Annotated in this window: 15 protein-coding genes; 13 read left to right on the top strand and 2 right to left on the bottom strand. The window is 34.0% G+C overall.

Annotated elements, in window-relative coordinates; genetic code table 11:
• Window positions 1-6 precede the first annotated feature (6 nt).
• The 8 genes from HM990_RS06840 (at window position 7) to HM990_RS06805 (ending at window position 6,617) form a co-directional block, all read left to right on the top strand.
• Entirely contained in the window at window positions 7-318 is a 312-nt protein-coding gene (locus HM990_RS06840) for a hypothetical protein (RefSeq protein WP_178988216.1), read from the top strand.
• 50 nt (window positions 319-368) lie between these two features.
• Entirely contained in the window at window positions 369-1,253 is an 885-nt protein-coding gene (locus tag HM990_RS06835) for a geranylgeranylglycerol-phosphate geranylgeranyltransferase (protein WP_229719403.1), read from the top strand.
• Window positions 1,254-1,418: 165 nt separating this feature from the next.
• Window positions 1,419-2,012, top strand: a complete 594-nt coding sequence (locus HM990_RS06830; RefSeq protein WP_178988214.1) for a Maf-like protein — start codon at window positions 1,419-1,421, stop codon at window positions 2,010-2,012.
• Between the two features lie 103 nt (window positions 2,013-2,115).
• Window positions 2,116-3,057, top strand: a complete 942-nt coding sequence (locus HM990_RS06825; protein ID WP_178988213.1) for a septum formation inhibitor Maf — start codon at window positions 2,116-2,118, stop codon at window positions 3,055-3,057.
• A 48-nt stretch (window positions 3,058-3,105) separates the two neighbouring features.
• The gene (locus HM990_RS06820; RefSeq protein ID WP_178988212.1) at window positions 3,106-3,639 is read left to right on the top strand and encodes a mechanosensitive ion channel domain-containing protein; all 534 of its coding nucleotides are present in this window, start codon (window positions 3,106-3,108) and stop codon (window positions 3,637-3,639) included.
• A 3-nt stretch (window positions 3,640-3,642) separates the two neighbouring features.
• Entirely contained in the window at window positions 3,643-4,722 is a 1,080-nt protein-coding gene (gene corA / locus HM990_RS06815) for a magnesium/cobalt transporter CorA (protein ID WP_178988211.1), read from the top strand.
• 403 nt (window positions 4,723-5,125) lie between these two features.
• The gene (locus HM990_RS06810; RefSeq protein ID WP_178988210.1) at window positions 5,126-5,812 is read left to right on the top strand and encodes a hypothetical protein; all 687 of its coding nucleotides are present in this window, start codon (window positions 5,126-5,128) and stop codon (window positions 5,810-5,812) included.
• Between the two features lie 511 nt (window positions 5,813-6,323).
• Entirely contained in the window at window positions 6,324-6,617 is a 294-nt protein-coding gene (locus HM990_RS06805; protein WP_178988209.1) for a hypothetical protein, read from the top strand.
• A gap of 138 nt (window positions 6,618-6,755) precedes the next feature.
• Here the strand turns inward: HM990_RS06805 and HM990_RS06800 are convergent, their stop codons facing one another.
• Window positions 6,756-7,985, bottom strand: coding sequence for a peroxiredoxin family protein (locus tag HM990_RS06800; protein WP_178988208.1), 1,230 nt, complete (start codon window positions 7,983-7,985; stop codon window positions 6,756-6,758).
• Between the two features lie 203 nt (window positions 7,986-8,188).
• On the opposite strand from HM990_RS06800, the gene pheT reads away from it, so the two are divergent.
• Window positions 8,189-10,615, top strand: coding sequence for a phenylalanine--tRNA ligase subunit beta (pheT, locus tag HM990_RS06795; RefSeq protein ID WP_178988207.1), 2,427 nt, complete (start codon window positions 8,189-8,191; stop codon window positions 10,613-10,615).
• Between the two features lie 83 nt (window positions 10,616-10,698).
• On the opposite strand, the gene HM990_RS06790 is transcribed toward pheT, so the two are convergent.
• Window positions 10,699-11,412 (bottom strand): hypothetical protein, encoded by a 714-nt coding sequence (locus tag HM990_RS06790; protein WP_178988206.1) that lies wholly within the window; start codon window positions 11,410-11,412, stop codon window positions 10,699-10,701.
• Window positions 11,413-11,713: 301 nt separating this feature from the next.
• Here HM990_RS06790 and tpx point away from each other — a divergent pair, with 301 nt between their 5' ends.
• From tpx to HM990_RS06770, 4 genes are all read left to right on the top strand, one after another.
• Window positions 11,714-12,214 (top strand): thiol peroxidase, encoded by a 501-nt coding sequence (gene tpx / locus HM990_RS06785; protein ID WP_178988205.1) that lies wholly within the window; start codon window positions 11,714-11,716, stop codon window positions 12,212-12,214.
• A 129-nt stretch (window positions 12,215-12,343) separates the two neighbouring features.
• Window positions 12,344-12,712 (top strand): diacylglycerol kinase family protein, encoded by a 369-nt coding sequence (locus HM990_RS06780; protein ID WP_178988204.1) that lies wholly within the window; start codon window positions 12,344-12,346, stop codon window positions 12,710-12,712.
• Window positions 12,713-12,845: 133 nt separating this feature from the next.
• Entirely contained in the window at window positions 12,846-13,619 is a 774-nt protein-coding gene (locus tag HM990_RS06775) for a M15 family metallopeptidase (protein WP_178988203.1), read from the top strand.
• 70 nt (window positions 13,620-13,689) lie between these two features.
• On the top strand, window positions 13,690-16,146 hold the full coding sequence (locus HM990_RS06770) for an FtsK/SpoIIIE family DNA translocase (RefSeq protein WP_178988202.1): 2,457 nt from the start codon (window positions 13,690-13,692) through the stop codon (window positions 16,144-16,146).
• The last annotated feature ends 27 nt before the right edge of the window (window positions 16,147-16,173 follow it).

Below are 16,173 nucleotides of genomic sequence, written 5' to 3'. Positions count from 1 at the left end.
ATAAACATGTCCAACAGAAGAAGACATAGCACAGGATTTGGCTATATTGGTTTTGGTAATAGTCAGGCGACATTTAACCAAAGAGCCGCAAAGCCGTTTTCTAAATACAAGGAAAAATTAGATCTTGAAGCACATTTGCATTACAAAATGCATTTTTTGCATAAAGACTTAACCAATGAAGAAAAACAGAAGATTAAAGACAAAATAAGACGGCAAGAACGGAAACTTTTAAAACAAGCGGCAATTGTAAGTGCCATTGTTTTTATTATCATTGCAGCTTTTGCTTTTTACCTCATTAATCAAATATTATCTCACTAATCCCTCAAATGATTCACTTTCTTAATTTAATCCGCTGGAAAAATTTACTCATGATTGCTCTGACGCAGTACTTAATTAAGTATGCACTCTTATTACCTTTTCGAGAAAGTCATGGAGTTTTAACAACATTAAGCGATTTCAACTTTTTCCTGTTGGTTTTTGCCACACTTTGCATAGCCGCTGGAGGTTATATCATTAATGATATTCACGATATTGAAACCGATAAAATCAACAAACCGAACCAACTAATCATTAATAAGCACATTACAGAAAAAACGGCGACAACAGTATTCATGGTATTGAATATAATTGGCGTCGGTATCGGTTTTTATTTAGCTAATGGAATTGGAAAATCTGGTTTTTTCGCCATTTTTTTTATTGCATCGGCCCTGCTCTATATCTATTCGACCTCACTAAAACAAATTGCCGTTGTTGGCAATGTTGCAGTTTCAATTGTCGTGGCGTTAAGTATTTTGCTGGTTGGTATTTTCGAATTGGTTCCGGCTATGAACACCAATAATAATGTGGTTCAAACGACGTTTATCAATATCATTAAAGACTATGCCATTTTTGCTTTTATGATAAATCTGGTAAGGGAAATGGCTAAGGATATTGAAGATATTGATGGCGACCATAACGCCGGAATTCAAACCTTACCTGTACTATTAGGCAGAGCACGTGCTAATAAAATTGTATTTATAATTTCGTTGGTTCCTATCGTTGCCATAACCCATTATGTCATTACTTATTTATTCAAACAACAATTAGTCGTTGCTTACTTTTTAATTTTAGTCATCGCACCATTAATTTATGTAAGTATAAAACTGTTTAATGCCGAAACTAAAGCACAATACAAACATATTAGTCTGGTTTTAAAAGTGGTGATGCTTACAGGCATGTTATCTTTAGTGTTGTATAATTTTATCTTGAAATAAAGAAAAGACAAAAAAACCCTGCCTGTAAGCGAGGTAGAGCACATAGCCTCAATTCTAACTAACTGATAAACATTATCCATTTTAGAAATACACGTTTCAATCTACACACAGATTTGTGAAAATTTGTGTCAAATAACTCAGATTACAACATAATTTTAAATAAAAATGCTAAAAGAAAAACTAAAATATTTCAACCTAATCCTGGCCTCAGCTTCGCCACGTCGGCATAAATTTTTAAAAGATATGCATCTCGATTTTGAGATTCAACTAAAACCTGTTGAAGAAATTTATCCCGAACATCTAAAACGTGAAGAAATAACCGATTTTTTAGCACAGCTAAAGGCTGAACCTTTTGCCAAATCTTTAAAACAGAAAGACATCCTAATTACAAGCGACACCATTGTTTGGTTAGACGATAAAGCCATTGGAAAACCAAAAGACGAAGATGATGCTTTCCAAATGATAAAATCGTTAAGCAATAAAACTCACGAAGTGGTCACCTCAATTTGCTTCACATTAAAATCTGAACAACGCATCGTTAATACCATCACAAAAGTGACCTTTAAAACATTGACCGATGACGAAATCTCTTACTACGTTAATCATTTTAAACCTTTGGATAAAGCTGGTGCTTATGGCATTCAAGAATGGATTGGTGCCATTGGGATTACAAGTGTTGAAGGGGCTTACAATAACGTCGTTGGCTTACCTACCCATTTACTTTATGAAACGTTAAATGCCATTGCAGACGGCATATAGAGCATTATCTTTATTATAATGTGTCATACCATTTTTTATACTTTACTGTATGTCTCACTGAGCGCAGTCGAAGTGTCTCTTTAAATTCTTAAATATTCAAATTATGATAAAACTATTAAACATAGAAACCACACTAATTTTTAGTATATCAGTACTTGTAACATTGTTGTCGTGCAAAGAAAATAATACTTCAACTTCAGAAATTACATCAAATTCAGAACCAGAAACCGAAACATCAGCACCAGAAACCAAATTATCATCAGAATTTAAAGACTTTTGGTACAATGGCGAAGCAGAAATCACGTCCTACAAGTTAGAACAAGCGCGTTATGGCGAAATGAGGGAAGGCACAGCCGTTTTAGTCTTTGTATCCGAAGATTTTCTGCCAGAGGAACAAGTGAAGGCTGACAACTACAGCGAAAATAATATTCCTGTATTAAAACTTAATGCCACCAAAAATTTCAATACTGGTATTTACCCTTATTCGATTATGCAAAGCACCTTTTATCCTGTGGCAAACAATCAACATGCTTTAAAGATTTCGGCCTCTGTACAAGAATGGTGTGGCCAAGTTTATACACAACTCAATAATAGAACTGATTTTGAAGTAATGTCGCATTCCTACTTTCAAGGCGAAGCTGATGAAACATTTCAAATCGAAAAAACCTGGACAGAAAACGAACTTTGGCTAAAACTAAGAATCGACCCAAAAAGTCTTCCAACAGGAAAAATTAATATAATTCCGTCTATTGAATACACCAGATTAAAACACGAGAACATAAAAGCTTATGAAGCTACGGCTAGTCTTAAAAATAGTATTTACACTTTGACTTACAATGATCTAAACAGAACATTACGTATTAATTTTAACCCTAATTTTCCTTATGACATTCTAAGTTGGGAGGAAACTTTTTTAAGTGGTTATGGCGATGCTGCTTCAGTTTTAACCACTAAAGCCACGAAATTAAAAACCATAAAATCAGATTATTGGACCAAAAACAAAAATTCGGATTTAAGTCTCAGGGAAACTTTAAAATTGAAATAATAAATTACAGGAATCTGGACTATATTTGCTAGAACCAAAAACATCAGAATGCCAAACTATTTTCAAACATACCAATCCGAAATTATATACTCTTTAATACTGCTTATAATTTTATTTATAATCCGAAAAATAATAGTTATAACCGTAAAAAAAATAGGCCACAAAAGTGGCACAACAGAAGCCAGAGCGGCACTTATAGGACGTTATGTGACCGTTGCTTTAGTGCTTATAGCCATTTTAATAGAGTCCTTTATTTTGGGTGCAGAACCGCAACAAATTTCTTTGGTTTTTTCTTCGGTTTTTGCTGTAATAGGGATTGGATTATTTGCTATTTGGTCCATCCTCAGCAATATTACTTCTGGAGTGATTATGTTTTTTTCCTTTCCCTATAAAGTTGGCGATAAAATTAAAATCCATGACAAGGACGCACCAATTGAAGCCATTATAGAAGATATTAGGGCTTTTCAACTTATTTTGAGGGAAGATAATGGCAATATTACCACCTATCCCAACAATCTTATTCTTCAAAAAGCTGTAACTTTAATGCAAAAGGATGCATTGGACGATACTAGTATTTTATAACATATGAGGAAAAGAACCGCAAAAAAACGGACCCAAAATCATAAAAAACATACAGGAAAAGCGCCTGGAACACTAGTTTATACGGGAACCAAAACCGATAAACCATTTCAAATAGAATCCTTCGATTACAACAAGGAAAGCATAAGCGAAAGTGTTCTGACCTCTATAGAAGATGCTGTTTCTTTTAAGGATACGGATTCCGTAACCTGGATTAATATCGATGGTTTAAGCTCAATAAAGGAGATCGAACAAATAGGAACGCAATACGATTTGCACCCTCTTGTGCTTGAAGATATCGTCAACACCACGCAACGTCCCAAAATTGATGAATACGATGATTACCTCTTCGTAGTGCTAAAAATGCTGTATTACGATAAAGACGAAAATATCGTGATTGAGCAAGTGAGCTTTGTTTTAGGAAAAAATTACGTGCTATCGTTTCAAGAATCTGAAGGCGATGTGTTTGACAATGTTCGAGAACGAATTCGAATAGGAAATGGTCGTATTAGAGGTTTAAAATCTGATTATTTATTATATGCGTTGATTGATGCCGTCGTGGATAATTACTTTAGTATTATTGAAACCTTAGGGAATAAAATTGAAGATTTAGAAACGGATTTATTTGCCGGCAATGCCAAGGAAGATATTAATATTGAAGTGCAACAATTAAAGCGTGAAATCCTAAAAGTACGACGTGCAATTTTCCCGCTGCGTGAAATTATAAACCGCATTGAAAAAGGCGAACACCCTTTAATTTACAAACGCACAATTACCTATTTCAGAGATGTTTATGACCATTTAATTCAAGTATCGGAAAACATCGATATTTACCGTGAAATGATTTGGAGTTTAATGGATATGTACATGACCACCATAAGCAATAAAATGAATGAAGTCATGAAGGTATTGACCATAATGTCAACTATTTTTATTCCACTAACCTTTCTCGCTGGTATCTACGGAATGAATTTTGAATACATTCCAGAGCTGCGATACCGCTATGGTTATTTTGTACTGCTTGGTGTGATGTTTTTAATGTTTTTGGGCTTGCTGTATTATTTTAAGCGTAAGAAGTGGTTGTAGGATATTAAGACCCATCTGATATTAATACGTTTTATATATTTAAAACTATTAAAAATAGTAAGACTTATAAAGCTGATATTATTAGCCTTAAAACAGAGCAACCAGAAGTACAGACTTAAGCGAAATAACGTTACTTTTATGGCTTAAGTAACTTTATATAGGTGTTAGCAGCAATATTCGTGAACAACAATCTTAATGAGTAAATACAATACACAGAAAATAGAATATCCTGAATACAAAACTTATTTAAAGAATCTTCAGTTACTATCGTAACTTTGATTTTACAAATTATATAAATCAACAGATTTATAATGAATTCCATGATTTAGCTCTTACTATTCCAGGATTAGGAGCAAAATTAATTCATGAAAAGATAAATGGTTTTGAACTATACAGAGTTAGAATGGAAAGTACCATTTCAGAGCTTGAAGATAAGGATATTATTCAAACCTTTTCTTTTCCGTCACCAGCAGTTTTAAATTCCAATGGTAGAGCAAATATTAAAAATAAATCAGTTTTTTATTGCACTGACCATCCATATCCTGCTATTAAAGAAGCAAATGGAGGAATTGGTGAAGTTGGATTTTTAGGAATTTGGGAAATTCAAGCGTCACGAGATTTAGTTTATCTGAGTTGCTTACCAGAAGTACTACCAAATATGAATAACTGGCATGAATTTGGAGAATTTCATTATAATTTTTTGATTGAGAAACAATCTGATGAAGACTCAAAAGTCTTACCACATAAAATAGCTTTACGTAAATTGATTACTGATAAGTTTATGCTTGAAAAACCTCAGTATCATATAAGCTCAATGATTGCAAATGAATATTTATATGACAATGATTGCGATTTATTATTGTATCCAAGCGCTCAATCATTTCAGGATTACATTAATTTTGCTTTTCACCCAAATGTAGTTTTGAGCCATCTTAAATGCAAAAAAATTGTAAGGTTCAAGATTAACAAAATCACAAATCAACAAGTCGGATTTAATTTACTCGGAATTGGTGAAATAGAAAATGACAGAATCAAATGGAGGAAAATAACTGACCAAGATGGATTAGATTTAGGTTTCAGAAAAGAATAATAATACAGCTGCTAACAAAGTATTTAATCCATTGCTAGTTCTAGCCTACTTACGAATATTCCTGCGGAATATTCTATTCAGTTTTTATTTACTAAATTAGTTACTTAAACACGCCACTAATCATACACAAAACCGTTGTGGTACATATGAAAAAAACAGCATTTCTAATATTAATGTCAATGTCTTTTAATTCAGTTTCTGGACAAAATTTAAACGGAAAATGGTTACTGAAAGACATTGACCCTGGAAATGGTAAAAAAAAGGTTATCCTGGATTTCAACTGCTCGAGATTGAAAACGATAGTATTCATATTTACACGGACTTTTCGCTTAAAGAAAAAGTATCTACTTTAATAATGAATAATGGCGATTTGTTGAACTTAAAAAAAGAGAAAACTTCGACATACAAAGTCATTAACGATAATAATCTGAAATGGTTTGTAAATGGGAAATCTAATAACAAAGACGCGATTTTTGAGTGTGACTTTTATCGGCTTGAACCAACAATCACGATGCTGAAAAAAGAAGATATTGAAAAAATGACATTCGTGCTGACCGAAAACGGACGTGAAACGAAATTTGAATTTAATAAAGAACTTTGGGACAAAGAAACTCTCGAACGTATGAAACGAAAAGAGGGCAAGAAAAAAATGATTGAGCAAATAGATTCAACTTTATTTATCATATCATATTTTGATGGAAAGAGACATAGTTCAATTCCGATTAAAGAAGTTACGACTAAATTAATAACGATGTATGCTATTCCGACTGGACCAATGGAAATGACAGCATACCGAAAAGAATAAATACGCACCACAACAAAGTACTGTGCTAAAAAACAAGTAAAATCCCATTAAATTATTACTAAAGTACATATATATTCAAAAGCCCAAATTTCCCTAAAAACTTAATATACTTTCATCATTAGAATGTGTCCTAAGACTTCACTCATCTAACAAAGCATTGATAAACTTTTCAAATTCCGTCTTAAACTCCTCATACTTCTCTCCAGTCGCAGGACCATTGAAACCTGTGTGAATCTTCCGTACTTTACCAGTTTTATCAATAAAAATTGAAGTCGGATAAGACAAGACATGATTCAACATCGGCAATTTTTCCTGGGCTTTAGCTTTATCAGATGTTCCATATTGCGCTAAAAGAATAGGATAGCTAATATTTAGTTTTTTTCTTAATCGAGTAATACTTTTGAAGGCTTTGTCTTCAGTTTCCGCATATTCGAAAGCCAAGGCAACGATTTCAAATTCCTTATCTTTATTCGCTTCATAGAATTTGGCATAATATTTACTTTCATCCAAGCAATTTGGACACCAAGTGCCCATAATTTGCACAATAACTACTTTATCATCATAACGCTCATCACTTAGCGAAATTATGTTTCCATCTTCATCTGGAAATGAAAATTCCAAACCATCATAATCGTCCTTTAAAAACGTTAACTCATTGGCACTTGGTAATTCATAAGCTTCATTATGTTTGGCCACAAAAGGTTCTTTCCAATGGTTTCCAGAATAGAATTGGCCGTCCATTGTCGAGTCTGTTACTTTCGCTGTAAACAAAAAAGCATGAGCACCATCAAATGTGGAAAGCTTCATTTGGTTGCCATCCATAATACCTTCAAGAAAACGATAATCACCTGTAGTGGTCCTAAATGTCCCAGTAACGCTATCCCCTTTTTGTTTAAATATCCCTTTGGCTATGTATTCGTCGCCATCAATCCCTTTACTAAACACCGTTTCCCAAATCTCATCAACATTCTGCGTTGCTTTCGATTTAATTTTAAAACGACGGTCATCATTATATTCAGCAGTAAAAGGCACTACTCTACCTAAACTTTCTTTTATATAACTGCCTTCTAGATTATCATTGTCAAATTTTGCAGCAATATAACCTTCAAACACTGGTGTCTTAATGAAAACAGAATCATTTCTGTATTGGATTTCGTCAACTTCAATAACTTCTTCAGCATTATAAATGTATAATTCCTTTGGCGATTTTACCTCAAAAACAAATGGCAATTTTTCATTGTCCTGTACTTGTAAGACTGCTCTATACATTCCCGTTTTTAGTACTTTTTCATTTAAAACTTCGGTTTTGGTTTCACCTTTGCAAGAGCATAATATTAGAGCAACAAGACCTATAATTAAATTTCGCATAATTGGAATAGACTTTTAGTTTTCATCAAAATTCGTTAATTCGAATGATTTTAAGCCATAAAAACCTAAAAACACCCAAATTCATTGTTTTGGTCGCTTAAAGTTCCGAAAATTACAGACTAAAAATCTATTCTAAATTTTATTCCTTCACGTTTCATTACGAATCAACTATTACTATCTTTGCACCTTGATTAAATTGACAAATGAAAATATCATACAACTGGCTAAAACAGTTTATAAAAACCGATTGGGACGCTGAAAAAACTGGCGAATTACTTACTGATCTTGGTTTGGAAATAGAAGGCATTGAGACTTACGAATCTGTAAAAGGCGGATTAAACGGTATTGTTGTTGGCGAAGTTTTAACCTGTGAGCAACACCAAAATGCAGACCGACTTAAAGTAACCACTGTTGATATTGGTGAAGAAGTGCCGTTACAAATTGTTTGTGGTGCACCCAATGTGGCTTCTGGACAAAAAGTACCTGTAGCAACCATTGGAACTACACTTTACACACTAGAAGGTGAAACTTGGACAATTAAAAAAGGTAAAATTCGAGGCGAAGAAAGTCACGGTATGATTTGCGCTGAAGACGAATTAGGTCTTGGCGAATCGCACGATGGTATTATGGTTTTAGATTCTGAAATAAAAGTAGGTACACTTGCAGCCGATCTTTTTAAAGTTGAAACCGATCAAGTTTTTGAAATCGGCTTAACGCCTAACCGAGCAGATGCTATGAGTCATTATGGTGTAGCCCGAGATCTTAAAGCCGGCTTGTTGCAGAAGGAAATTTCTTTGGAGCTTATTACGCCTTCAGTTAGTTCTTACCATGTGGATGCCAGAGCACTTAAAGTTGATGTTGATGTCAAGGATTATGAGAAAGCACCTCGCTATTGTGGTGTTACCATTTCTGGCGTAAAGGTAGAAACATCTCCGGCTTGGTTACAACATCGCCTAAAATCCATTGGCTTATCTCCTATTAACAACCTAGTTGATATCACAAATTACGTACTACATGAGTTAGGACAACCTTTACATGCATTTGATGCAGATAAAATTACAGACCGAAAAATTGTTGTTAAAACCTGCAAAGCTGGTACAAAATTTACAACCTTAGATGGTATTGAACGTGAATTGCATGAAGATGATTTAATGATTTGCGATTCTAAAAAACCAATGTGTATTGCGGGTGTTTTTGGCGGCATTGATTCTGGCGTTACGGAAAACACGACTCGCATTTTCTTGGAAAGTGCCTATTTTAATCCTGTGAGTGTAAGAAAAACTGCAAAACGTCATGGGTTAAATACCGATTCATCTTTTAGATTTGAAAGAGGCATTGACCCTAATCTCACTGAGTATGCTTTAAAGCGCGCTGCGCTATTGATTCTTGACATCGCTGGAGGTGAAATCACAAGTGATATCGTTGATGCTTACCCAAAAAAGATAAAGGACTTTGAAGTTCGGTTAAGTTTCGACAATGCTAAAAAATTAATTGGTGAGGAAATCCCGAAGGAAACTATAAAAAGTATCTTAACGTCTTTAGAAATCAAAGTAAATAATGTTACTGAAGCAGGATTAGGTTTAACTGTACCTGCATACAGAAATGATGTCCAACGTGAAGCAGATATTATTGAAGAAATCTTGAGAGTTTACGGATACAATAATATAGCCACAACGACTAAGTTGAATGCCTCTATTTCCAATTCATCACGATTTGAAGATTATAAGCTTCAGAACATTATCGGAAATCAATTGGTATCTCAAGGGTTCTTTGAAATTATGGCAAATTCCTTAACCACACCTAAATACGTGGAGTTAAGTGAAGACTTAAATGAAGACCATAATGTAAAAATGCTGAATCCGTTGAGCAACGATTTGGAAGTAATGCGCCAATCATTGTTATTCTCAGGATTAGAGGCTGTTGCACATAATATCAATCGAAAACGAGATGATTTAAAATTGTTCGAATTCGGAAAAACGTACCACCAATATTCAGAAGTACGAGAAGAACTTAAGCATTTGTCGCTTTTTGTAACAGGGAATAAATCTGAAGACCGCTGGAATACTGCTTCCAGTCCAAGTGATTTCTTTTATTTGAAAGGTACTGTGGAAGCCGTTTTAGAACGATTAGGCTTAACAAAGTTAAAATCTGCACCCATTAAATCTGACGTGTTTAGCGAAGGGATGAGTCTATCCATAGGAAAGAAAAAAATAGTTGATTTTGGTTTGGTTAAAAAATCAGTATTAAAGCATTTTGGAATTTCCCAAAATGTATTATTTGCTGATTTCAATTGGGACAACGTACTGGACATGGCGAAACATAACAAAATTAAGTTTAGTGCCATTTCTAAATATCCAGAAGTGAGACGCGATTTCGCTTTGCTTTTAGATGACCAAGTTACGTTTGAAGATATCAATACCATAGCCAAACAAACCGAAAAGCAATTGCTGAAAAGCGTCAATCTATTTGATGTTTACGAAGGCAAAAATTTACCTGTTGGCAAAAAGAGTTATGCTGTAAGCTTTATTCTTCAAGATGAACACAAAACCTTAAACGATAAACAGATAGACAAAATAATGTCTAAACTTCAATCTAATTTTGAGACTAAACTTGGAGCTGAATTACGTTAATAAATTCTTTCGAATATAGAAAAAGCCCTGAAGTTAATAATTCAGGGCTTTTTTATTTTTAATATGAGATTAATAATCCAACCTTATATAGGTTCCTTTGTAGCGAAACTAAACTGTATCGTTGTTTTGAATTTCATTTTTATGAATGAAATTAACGCATAAAAGAAAAGTGCAGCTCCAGACATTTCAAGAAACTCCTCAAAACTATACATTAAAGCATATGTCAACGTTTTTTCGTTATACACTTCCGCATGCATTCCCCCAAGCATCTCCATACCGACAGCACCTGCAACAAAAATCACACCTGCCAAAATAAAAAGCTTTAATATCTTTCTTGGCAAGCTCATCATAAATTTAAAATAGGCTACACCTAGAATAACGACAATCGCCATATACGGGATAAACCATGCAAAATAGAGTAAGCCAGAGGTGTTAAAAAGAGCTTCCATCGGAGCTCTAAGTTGTTCATGAATTTGAATCATTTCATCTAAAGAAATAAATACAAATATTAAGGATAAGCCTATCCAATGCCAAAACCGTCCGCCAATAGCTCTATTACCATAAGCAATTAATGCCAATAAAATTGCATCGGCAAGTAAAACCAAAGACGAAAAAAAAGTTGGCAAATTGGCTTCTAAATTCACATTGAAAAGTTTAACCAGCAATCTGGTAACCTTGTCCTCCATTCCTGAAGTATTGAAAAGTAAATAAACAGAAAATAAATTCGCTAAAGATAATAGTCCAATGGCAATAAAAAGATTACGAAGAATCTTGGACTTTCGTATTTTAAATTTCATAAAAAGTGGTTTTTTTGTAGTGGCAAATTGAGAGTTTGCCGAAAAAATAATTTGATGTTGATTAATAGCTTTAACGCGTGAAGGTAATTTTTTTGACCGTTTGTACTCAATATATTGCTCAAACGACCTATAACTTCGTTTAAATGTTGTAAATACTAATACAAATATATTCTAAAAGACTGAATTATAAATATTTAAAACCCTATTTCTTTAAAATTATTAATTTCAAATATTATACTTTCTTTAGTAAAAATACGCCTGAAAGTTACTATTTTTAACATTCACATAAAAACTTATAAAAATGGCTCATATAACATTAGGAGGAGATCCAATAGAAACTACAGGAAGTTTACCATCTGCTGGGAACAAAGCTCCAGATTTTAAACTCACAGCAACCGACTTATCAAGTAAATCAATATCAGATTACGAAGGAAATCGATTGATTCTAAATATCTTTCCGAGTATAGATACTGGTACTTGTGCAACATCGGTAAGGACTTTTAACGAAAAGGCAACACAATTAGATAATACTAAAGTACTGTGTATCTCAAAAGACCTACCTTTTGCATTAAATCGTTTTTGTGGTGCAGAAGGATTGGACAATGTAGAAAGCCTTTCAGATTTTAAAACGGGTAACTTCGGAAAAGATTACGGTTTAACTTTTAAAACTGGTCCTTTGGAAACCTTATTATCGCGTTGCATTGTCGTCATTGATAAAGATGGCACAATTCTACACACTGAACAAGTTCAAGAAATAAAGGATGAACCGAATTACAAGGCAGCTTTAGATGCATTGAAATGATATTTATTGAATCACAAAGCATCCTTAGAGGTTTTGAAATAGCTTTTTAATTAATTATAAATAGTTATTGATGCTTTGAAATAATATTCGAAAAGAACTAAACCAGATTCTGAACAAATTTCAGAATACATGCAAAAAAAAGATTCCTTCCTCATTAACAGACTCAAAAGCGTAGGCTTTGCTTATAAGGGCATGCTTCTACTCATTAAAACAGAAGCCAGTATACAAGTACAATTGTTTATAGCGATTGCAGTTACAATTGCTGGCTTTTATTTTGAAATTTCAACCAACGAATGGCTTGTACAACTTACAATGATAGGTTTGGTAATGAGCTTAGAAGCTATGAATACGGCTGTCGAACATATAGCCAATTTTATTCATCCTGAGTACCATATAAAAATAGGACTCATAAAGGATGTTGCTGCTGGTGCTGTTTTTATTGCTTCAGTGATTGCTGTAATTGTTGCTGGTATTATTTATATCCCGAAATTTAGTTAGTTTTCTTTAGAACTTTTAACCAACATTTTCAAATGGATTTAATCTTCGTTTCTATACCAAAACCACTAGGATAAACGTTACTAATTTGTATTTTTGTTCAATTCTAATTTTACAATCCTTTTCAAGACATAATATGAAGCAACTTATCGTGCTATCTATGCTTTCATTATTAAGTTTTGGTTGTGAAAAGCAAGTAAAATCAGTCAATCACGTTCTTAAAATCAATGGTCGTTTAGGTCAAATGAAGATTAAAAATGCTGAAGATTATAATAAGGCTAAAACTTTTGTTTTGGGTAAGTTTAGTTATAAAGACGATACTAGATTTACGAAAGTAAAATCAGTTCATTCGTCAAAAACCTTGTATTTGGACAATGAAGTTTATAACGCTTTTACAACGATGTTAGAAGCTGCAAATAAAGCGGATGTTTCGCTTAAAATAGTTTCAGGAACTCGAAATTTTGATGAACAAAAAGCTATTTGGGAACGTAAATGGAATGCGTATAGCAACTTAGAACCCATTGCACGCTCGAAAAAGATTTTGGAATTTAGTTCTATGCCTTCCACATCGAGACATCATTGGGGAACAGATATGGATTTAAATAGTTTAAACAATTCGTATTTTAGCAGCGGAAAAGGACAGCAAGAATATCAATGGCTAACAAATAATGCTAATAAATTCGGTTTTTATCAAGCTTATACGACCAAAGAAGATGGTAGAAAAGGCTATGATTTAGAAAAATGGCATTGGTCGTATTTACCATTAGCAAGTCAATATTTAAAGTTTTATAATTATAATATTAGTTATACTGATATTAATGGCTTTACGGGCGATACGCTAGTGATACCTAACAAAATGATAACCCATTATGTTAATGGTTTATCTAAAAAAGTGATAGATTACAAATAAAAGAGATTCCCACTTTCCTGTCTGCCGACAGGCAGGCGTGGATTGGTTACCGAATTAAATTCGGCATAATATGGCAAAAAAAGCAACAAAAAACCAGCCTGCCGGCAAGGCAGGAAAAACCAAAACTAAGGCGAAGCCAAAAGCTAAAACGACATTAAAAAAGCCTTCGTTTAAACTTTCTAGCCAACAAAAACTCATTTTTGGAAGTTTCCTTATTATGGTTGGCGTATTACTTTTTATCTCTTTCCTGTCTTTTGTTTTTACAGGCAAGGAAGATCAAAGTGTGCTCAATAATTTCCCGGAACGTTCCGATGAATATAAAAACTGGGCAAGTCAACTTGGTGCTTGGGTAAGTGAATTCTTTATCATCAAAGGCTTTGGTTTACCGTCATTTATATTTGCAGGTTTATTATTTCTCTCTGGTGTTTATGTCACTTTAAATTTAAATAAAGTAAAGCTAAGAAAACATTGGATTTGGGGAACACTTATTGTCATCTGGTTATCCATTCTTTTTGGATTTTTCACGCATAAATACGATTTACTTGGCGGCACTATTGGTTTTGAGATGAATCAGTTCTTTCAAGATTATGTAGGCAAAGCCGGCACTATCCTACTATTGATTTTTGGACTGATTGCTTATTTGGCTATTCGATTCAAGGTTACAGGAGCTACGTTTGTCAATAGTTTTAAACGCGCAAAAAAATCTATAAAAGAAGATTTACAATCCGAAAACACTTCGACCGAGCCAACAGCGATTTTAGACAACAGTCTAACAGAAGAGGCAGAAGCTATTAAATCTGCCTTTGAGATGCCTTTGGGAGAGACCGAACCAACCATTAGCAATCATTCTAAACCAAATTCAAAAACAGAAGTTAAGGCTGAAAAGCTAAAAATGGAAGTTACAGAAAAACCTGAGGAAGAAACGGTTGACGAACCAGAATTAACTATGGAGGTTGAAACAGTTGAGGAAGAGAAATCTGAATCCGATAATTTAGCCGATAAATTAGTTGAAGATTTTGGGCAATTTGATCCTACACTCGAACTAGGTAAATATCAATTCCCGACCTTAGATTTATTAAAAAAATATGATAATGAAGGAATTTCCATTGACCAAGAAGAGCTTGAAGAAAATAAAAACCGAATCGTTGAAACCTTAAGTAATTATAAAATTGGTATTACCAGCATTAAAGCCACAATTGGACCAACGGTTACCTTATATGAGATTGTGCCGGATGCTGGAATCCGAATTTCAAAAATCAAGAATTTAGAAGATGATATTGCTTTATCCTTAGCCGCATTAGGAATTAGAATCATTGCGCCTATTCCAGGAAAAGGAACAATTGGTATTGAGGTGCCCAATAAAAATTCGACTATTGTCTCTATGCGTTCCGTTATTGCCTCGCAAAAATTTCAAAAATCGGACATGCAATTACCAATTGCTTTTGGTAAGACTATAAGCAACGAAACCTTTGTGGTCGATTTGGCCAAAATGCCGCATATGCTTATGGCAGGTGCCACAGGTCAAGGTAAATCTGTAGGTTTGAACGCTGTATTGACATCCTTGTTATATAAAAAGCATCCTGCTGAAGTAAAATTTGTATTGGTCGATCCTAAAAAAGTAGAACTTACGCTTTTCAATAAAATAGAACGACATTATTTAGCAAAACTGCCTGATAGTGAAGATGCGATTATAACGGATAACACTAAGGTTATCAACACGCTGAACTCACTTTGTATTGAAATGGATAACCGTTACGAAATGCTTAAAAATGCATTTTGTAGAAATATTGCAGAATACAACGCTAAATTTAAAGCCAGAAAGCTCAATCCAAATGATGGTCACGCCTTTTTACCTTACATAGTTTTGGTGGTTGATGAGTTTGCCGATTTAATTATGACGGCTGGAAAAGAAGTTGAAACTCCAATTGCAAGATTAGCCCAATTAGCACGAGCCATAGGAATTCATTTAATTATTGCGACGCAACGCCCTTCTGTAAACGTCATCACAGGTATTATCAAAGCCAATTTCCCTGCTCGGATCGCATTTAGGGTAACAAGCAAAATAGATTCACGTACCATTTTAGATGGCGGCGGAGCGGATCAATTAATTGGACGTGGTGACATGTTATACACTCAAGGTAACGAACTTATAAGAATACAATGTGCCTTTGTGGACACTCCTGAAGTTGAAAGAATAACTGAATTTATTGGTTCACAAAAAGCATATCCAGATGCACATTTATTGCCAGAATATGTTGGCGAAGAAGGTGGCACAAATCTTGATGTAGACATATCCGACAGAGATAAACTCTTTAGGGATGCTGCAGAACTTATTGTTACTGCACAACAAGGCTCGGCATCTTTATTACAACGAAAACTAAAATTAGGTTACAACAGAGCTGGTAGAATTATCGATCAATTAGAAGCGGCCGGAATTGTTGGTAATTTTGAAGGCAGTAAGGCACGCCAAGTTTTAGTACCAGATTTAGCGGCTTTAGATCAGTTGCTTGAGAATGAACAGTTGTAAAGTTTAGGCTCTAAATAAGAAGTATAT

The sequence above is a fragment of the Winogradskyella schleiferi genome (assembly GCF_013394655.1).
In the GTDB taxonomy this organism is placed as follows: Bacteria; Bacteroidota; Bacteroidia; order Flavobacteriales; family Flavobacteriaceae; genus Winogradskyella; species Winogradskyella schleiferi.
The sequence above is the reverse complement of the archived record's forward strand: the minus strand, read 5'-3'. Positions and strand labels throughout refer to the sequence as shown.

Excerpts from the sequence above, each read along its gene's own strand:
- HM990_RS06840 (WP_178988216.1), top strand. The coding sequence starts at position 7 with ATGTCCAACAGAAGAAGACATAGCACAGGATTTGGCTATATTGGTTTT.
- HM990_RS06775 (WP_178988203.1), top strand. The coding sequence starts at position 12,846 with ATGAAGCAACTTATCGTGCTATCTATGCTTTCATTATTAAGTTTTGGT.
- tpx (WP_178988205.1), top strand. The coding sequence starts at position 11,714 with ATGGCTCATATAACATTAGGAGGAGATCCAATAGAAACTACAGGAAGT.
- pheT (WP_178988207.1), top strand. The coding sequence starts at position 8,189 with ATGAAAATATCATACAACTGGCTAAAACAGTTTATAAAAACCGATTGG.
- HM990_RS06830 (WP_178988214.1), top strand. The coding sequence starts at position 1,419 with ATGCTAAAAGAAAAACTAAAATATTTCAACCTAATCCTGGCCTCAGCT.
- HM990_RS06810 (WP_178988210.1), top strand. The coding sequence starts at position 5,126 with ATGGAAAGTACCATTTCAGAGCTTGAAGATAAGGATATTATTCAAACC.
- HM990_RS06780 (WP_178988204.1), top strand. The coding sequence starts at position 12,344 with ATGCAAAAAAAAGATTCCTTCCTCATTAACAGACTCAAAAGCGTAGGC.
- HM990_RS06800 (WP_178988208.1), bottom strand. The coding sequence starts at position 7,985 with ATGCGAAATTTAATTATAGGTCTTGTTGCTCTAATATTATGCTCTTGC.
- HM990_RS06790 (WP_178988206.1), bottom strand. The coding sequence starts at position 11,412 with ATGAAATTTAAAATACGAAAGTCCAAGATTCTTCGTAATCTTTTTATT.
- HM990_RS06770 (WP_178988202.1), top strand. The coding sequence starts at position 13,690 with ATGGCAAAAAAAGCAACAAAAAACCAGCCTGCCGGCAAGGCAGGAAAA.
- HM990_RS06820 (WP_178988212.1), top strand. The coding sequence starts at position 3,106 with ATGCCAAACTATTTTCAAACATACCAATCCGAAATTATATACTCTTTA.
- HM990_RS06835 (WP_229719403.1), top strand. The coding sequence starts at position 369 with ATGATTGCTCTGACGCAGTACTTAATTAAGTATGCACTCTTATTACCT.
- HM990_RS06805 (WP_178988209.1), top strand. The coding sequence starts at position 6,324 with ATGCTGAAAAAAGAAGATATTGAAAAAATGACATTCGTGCTGACCGAA.
- corA (WP_178988211.1), top strand. The coding sequence starts at position 3,643 with ATGAGGAAAAGAACCGCAAAAAAACGGACCCAAAATCATAAAAAACAT.
- HM990_RS06825 (WP_178988213.1), top strand. The coding sequence starts at position 2,116 with ATGATAAAACTATTAAACATAGAAACCACACTAATTTTTAGTATATCA.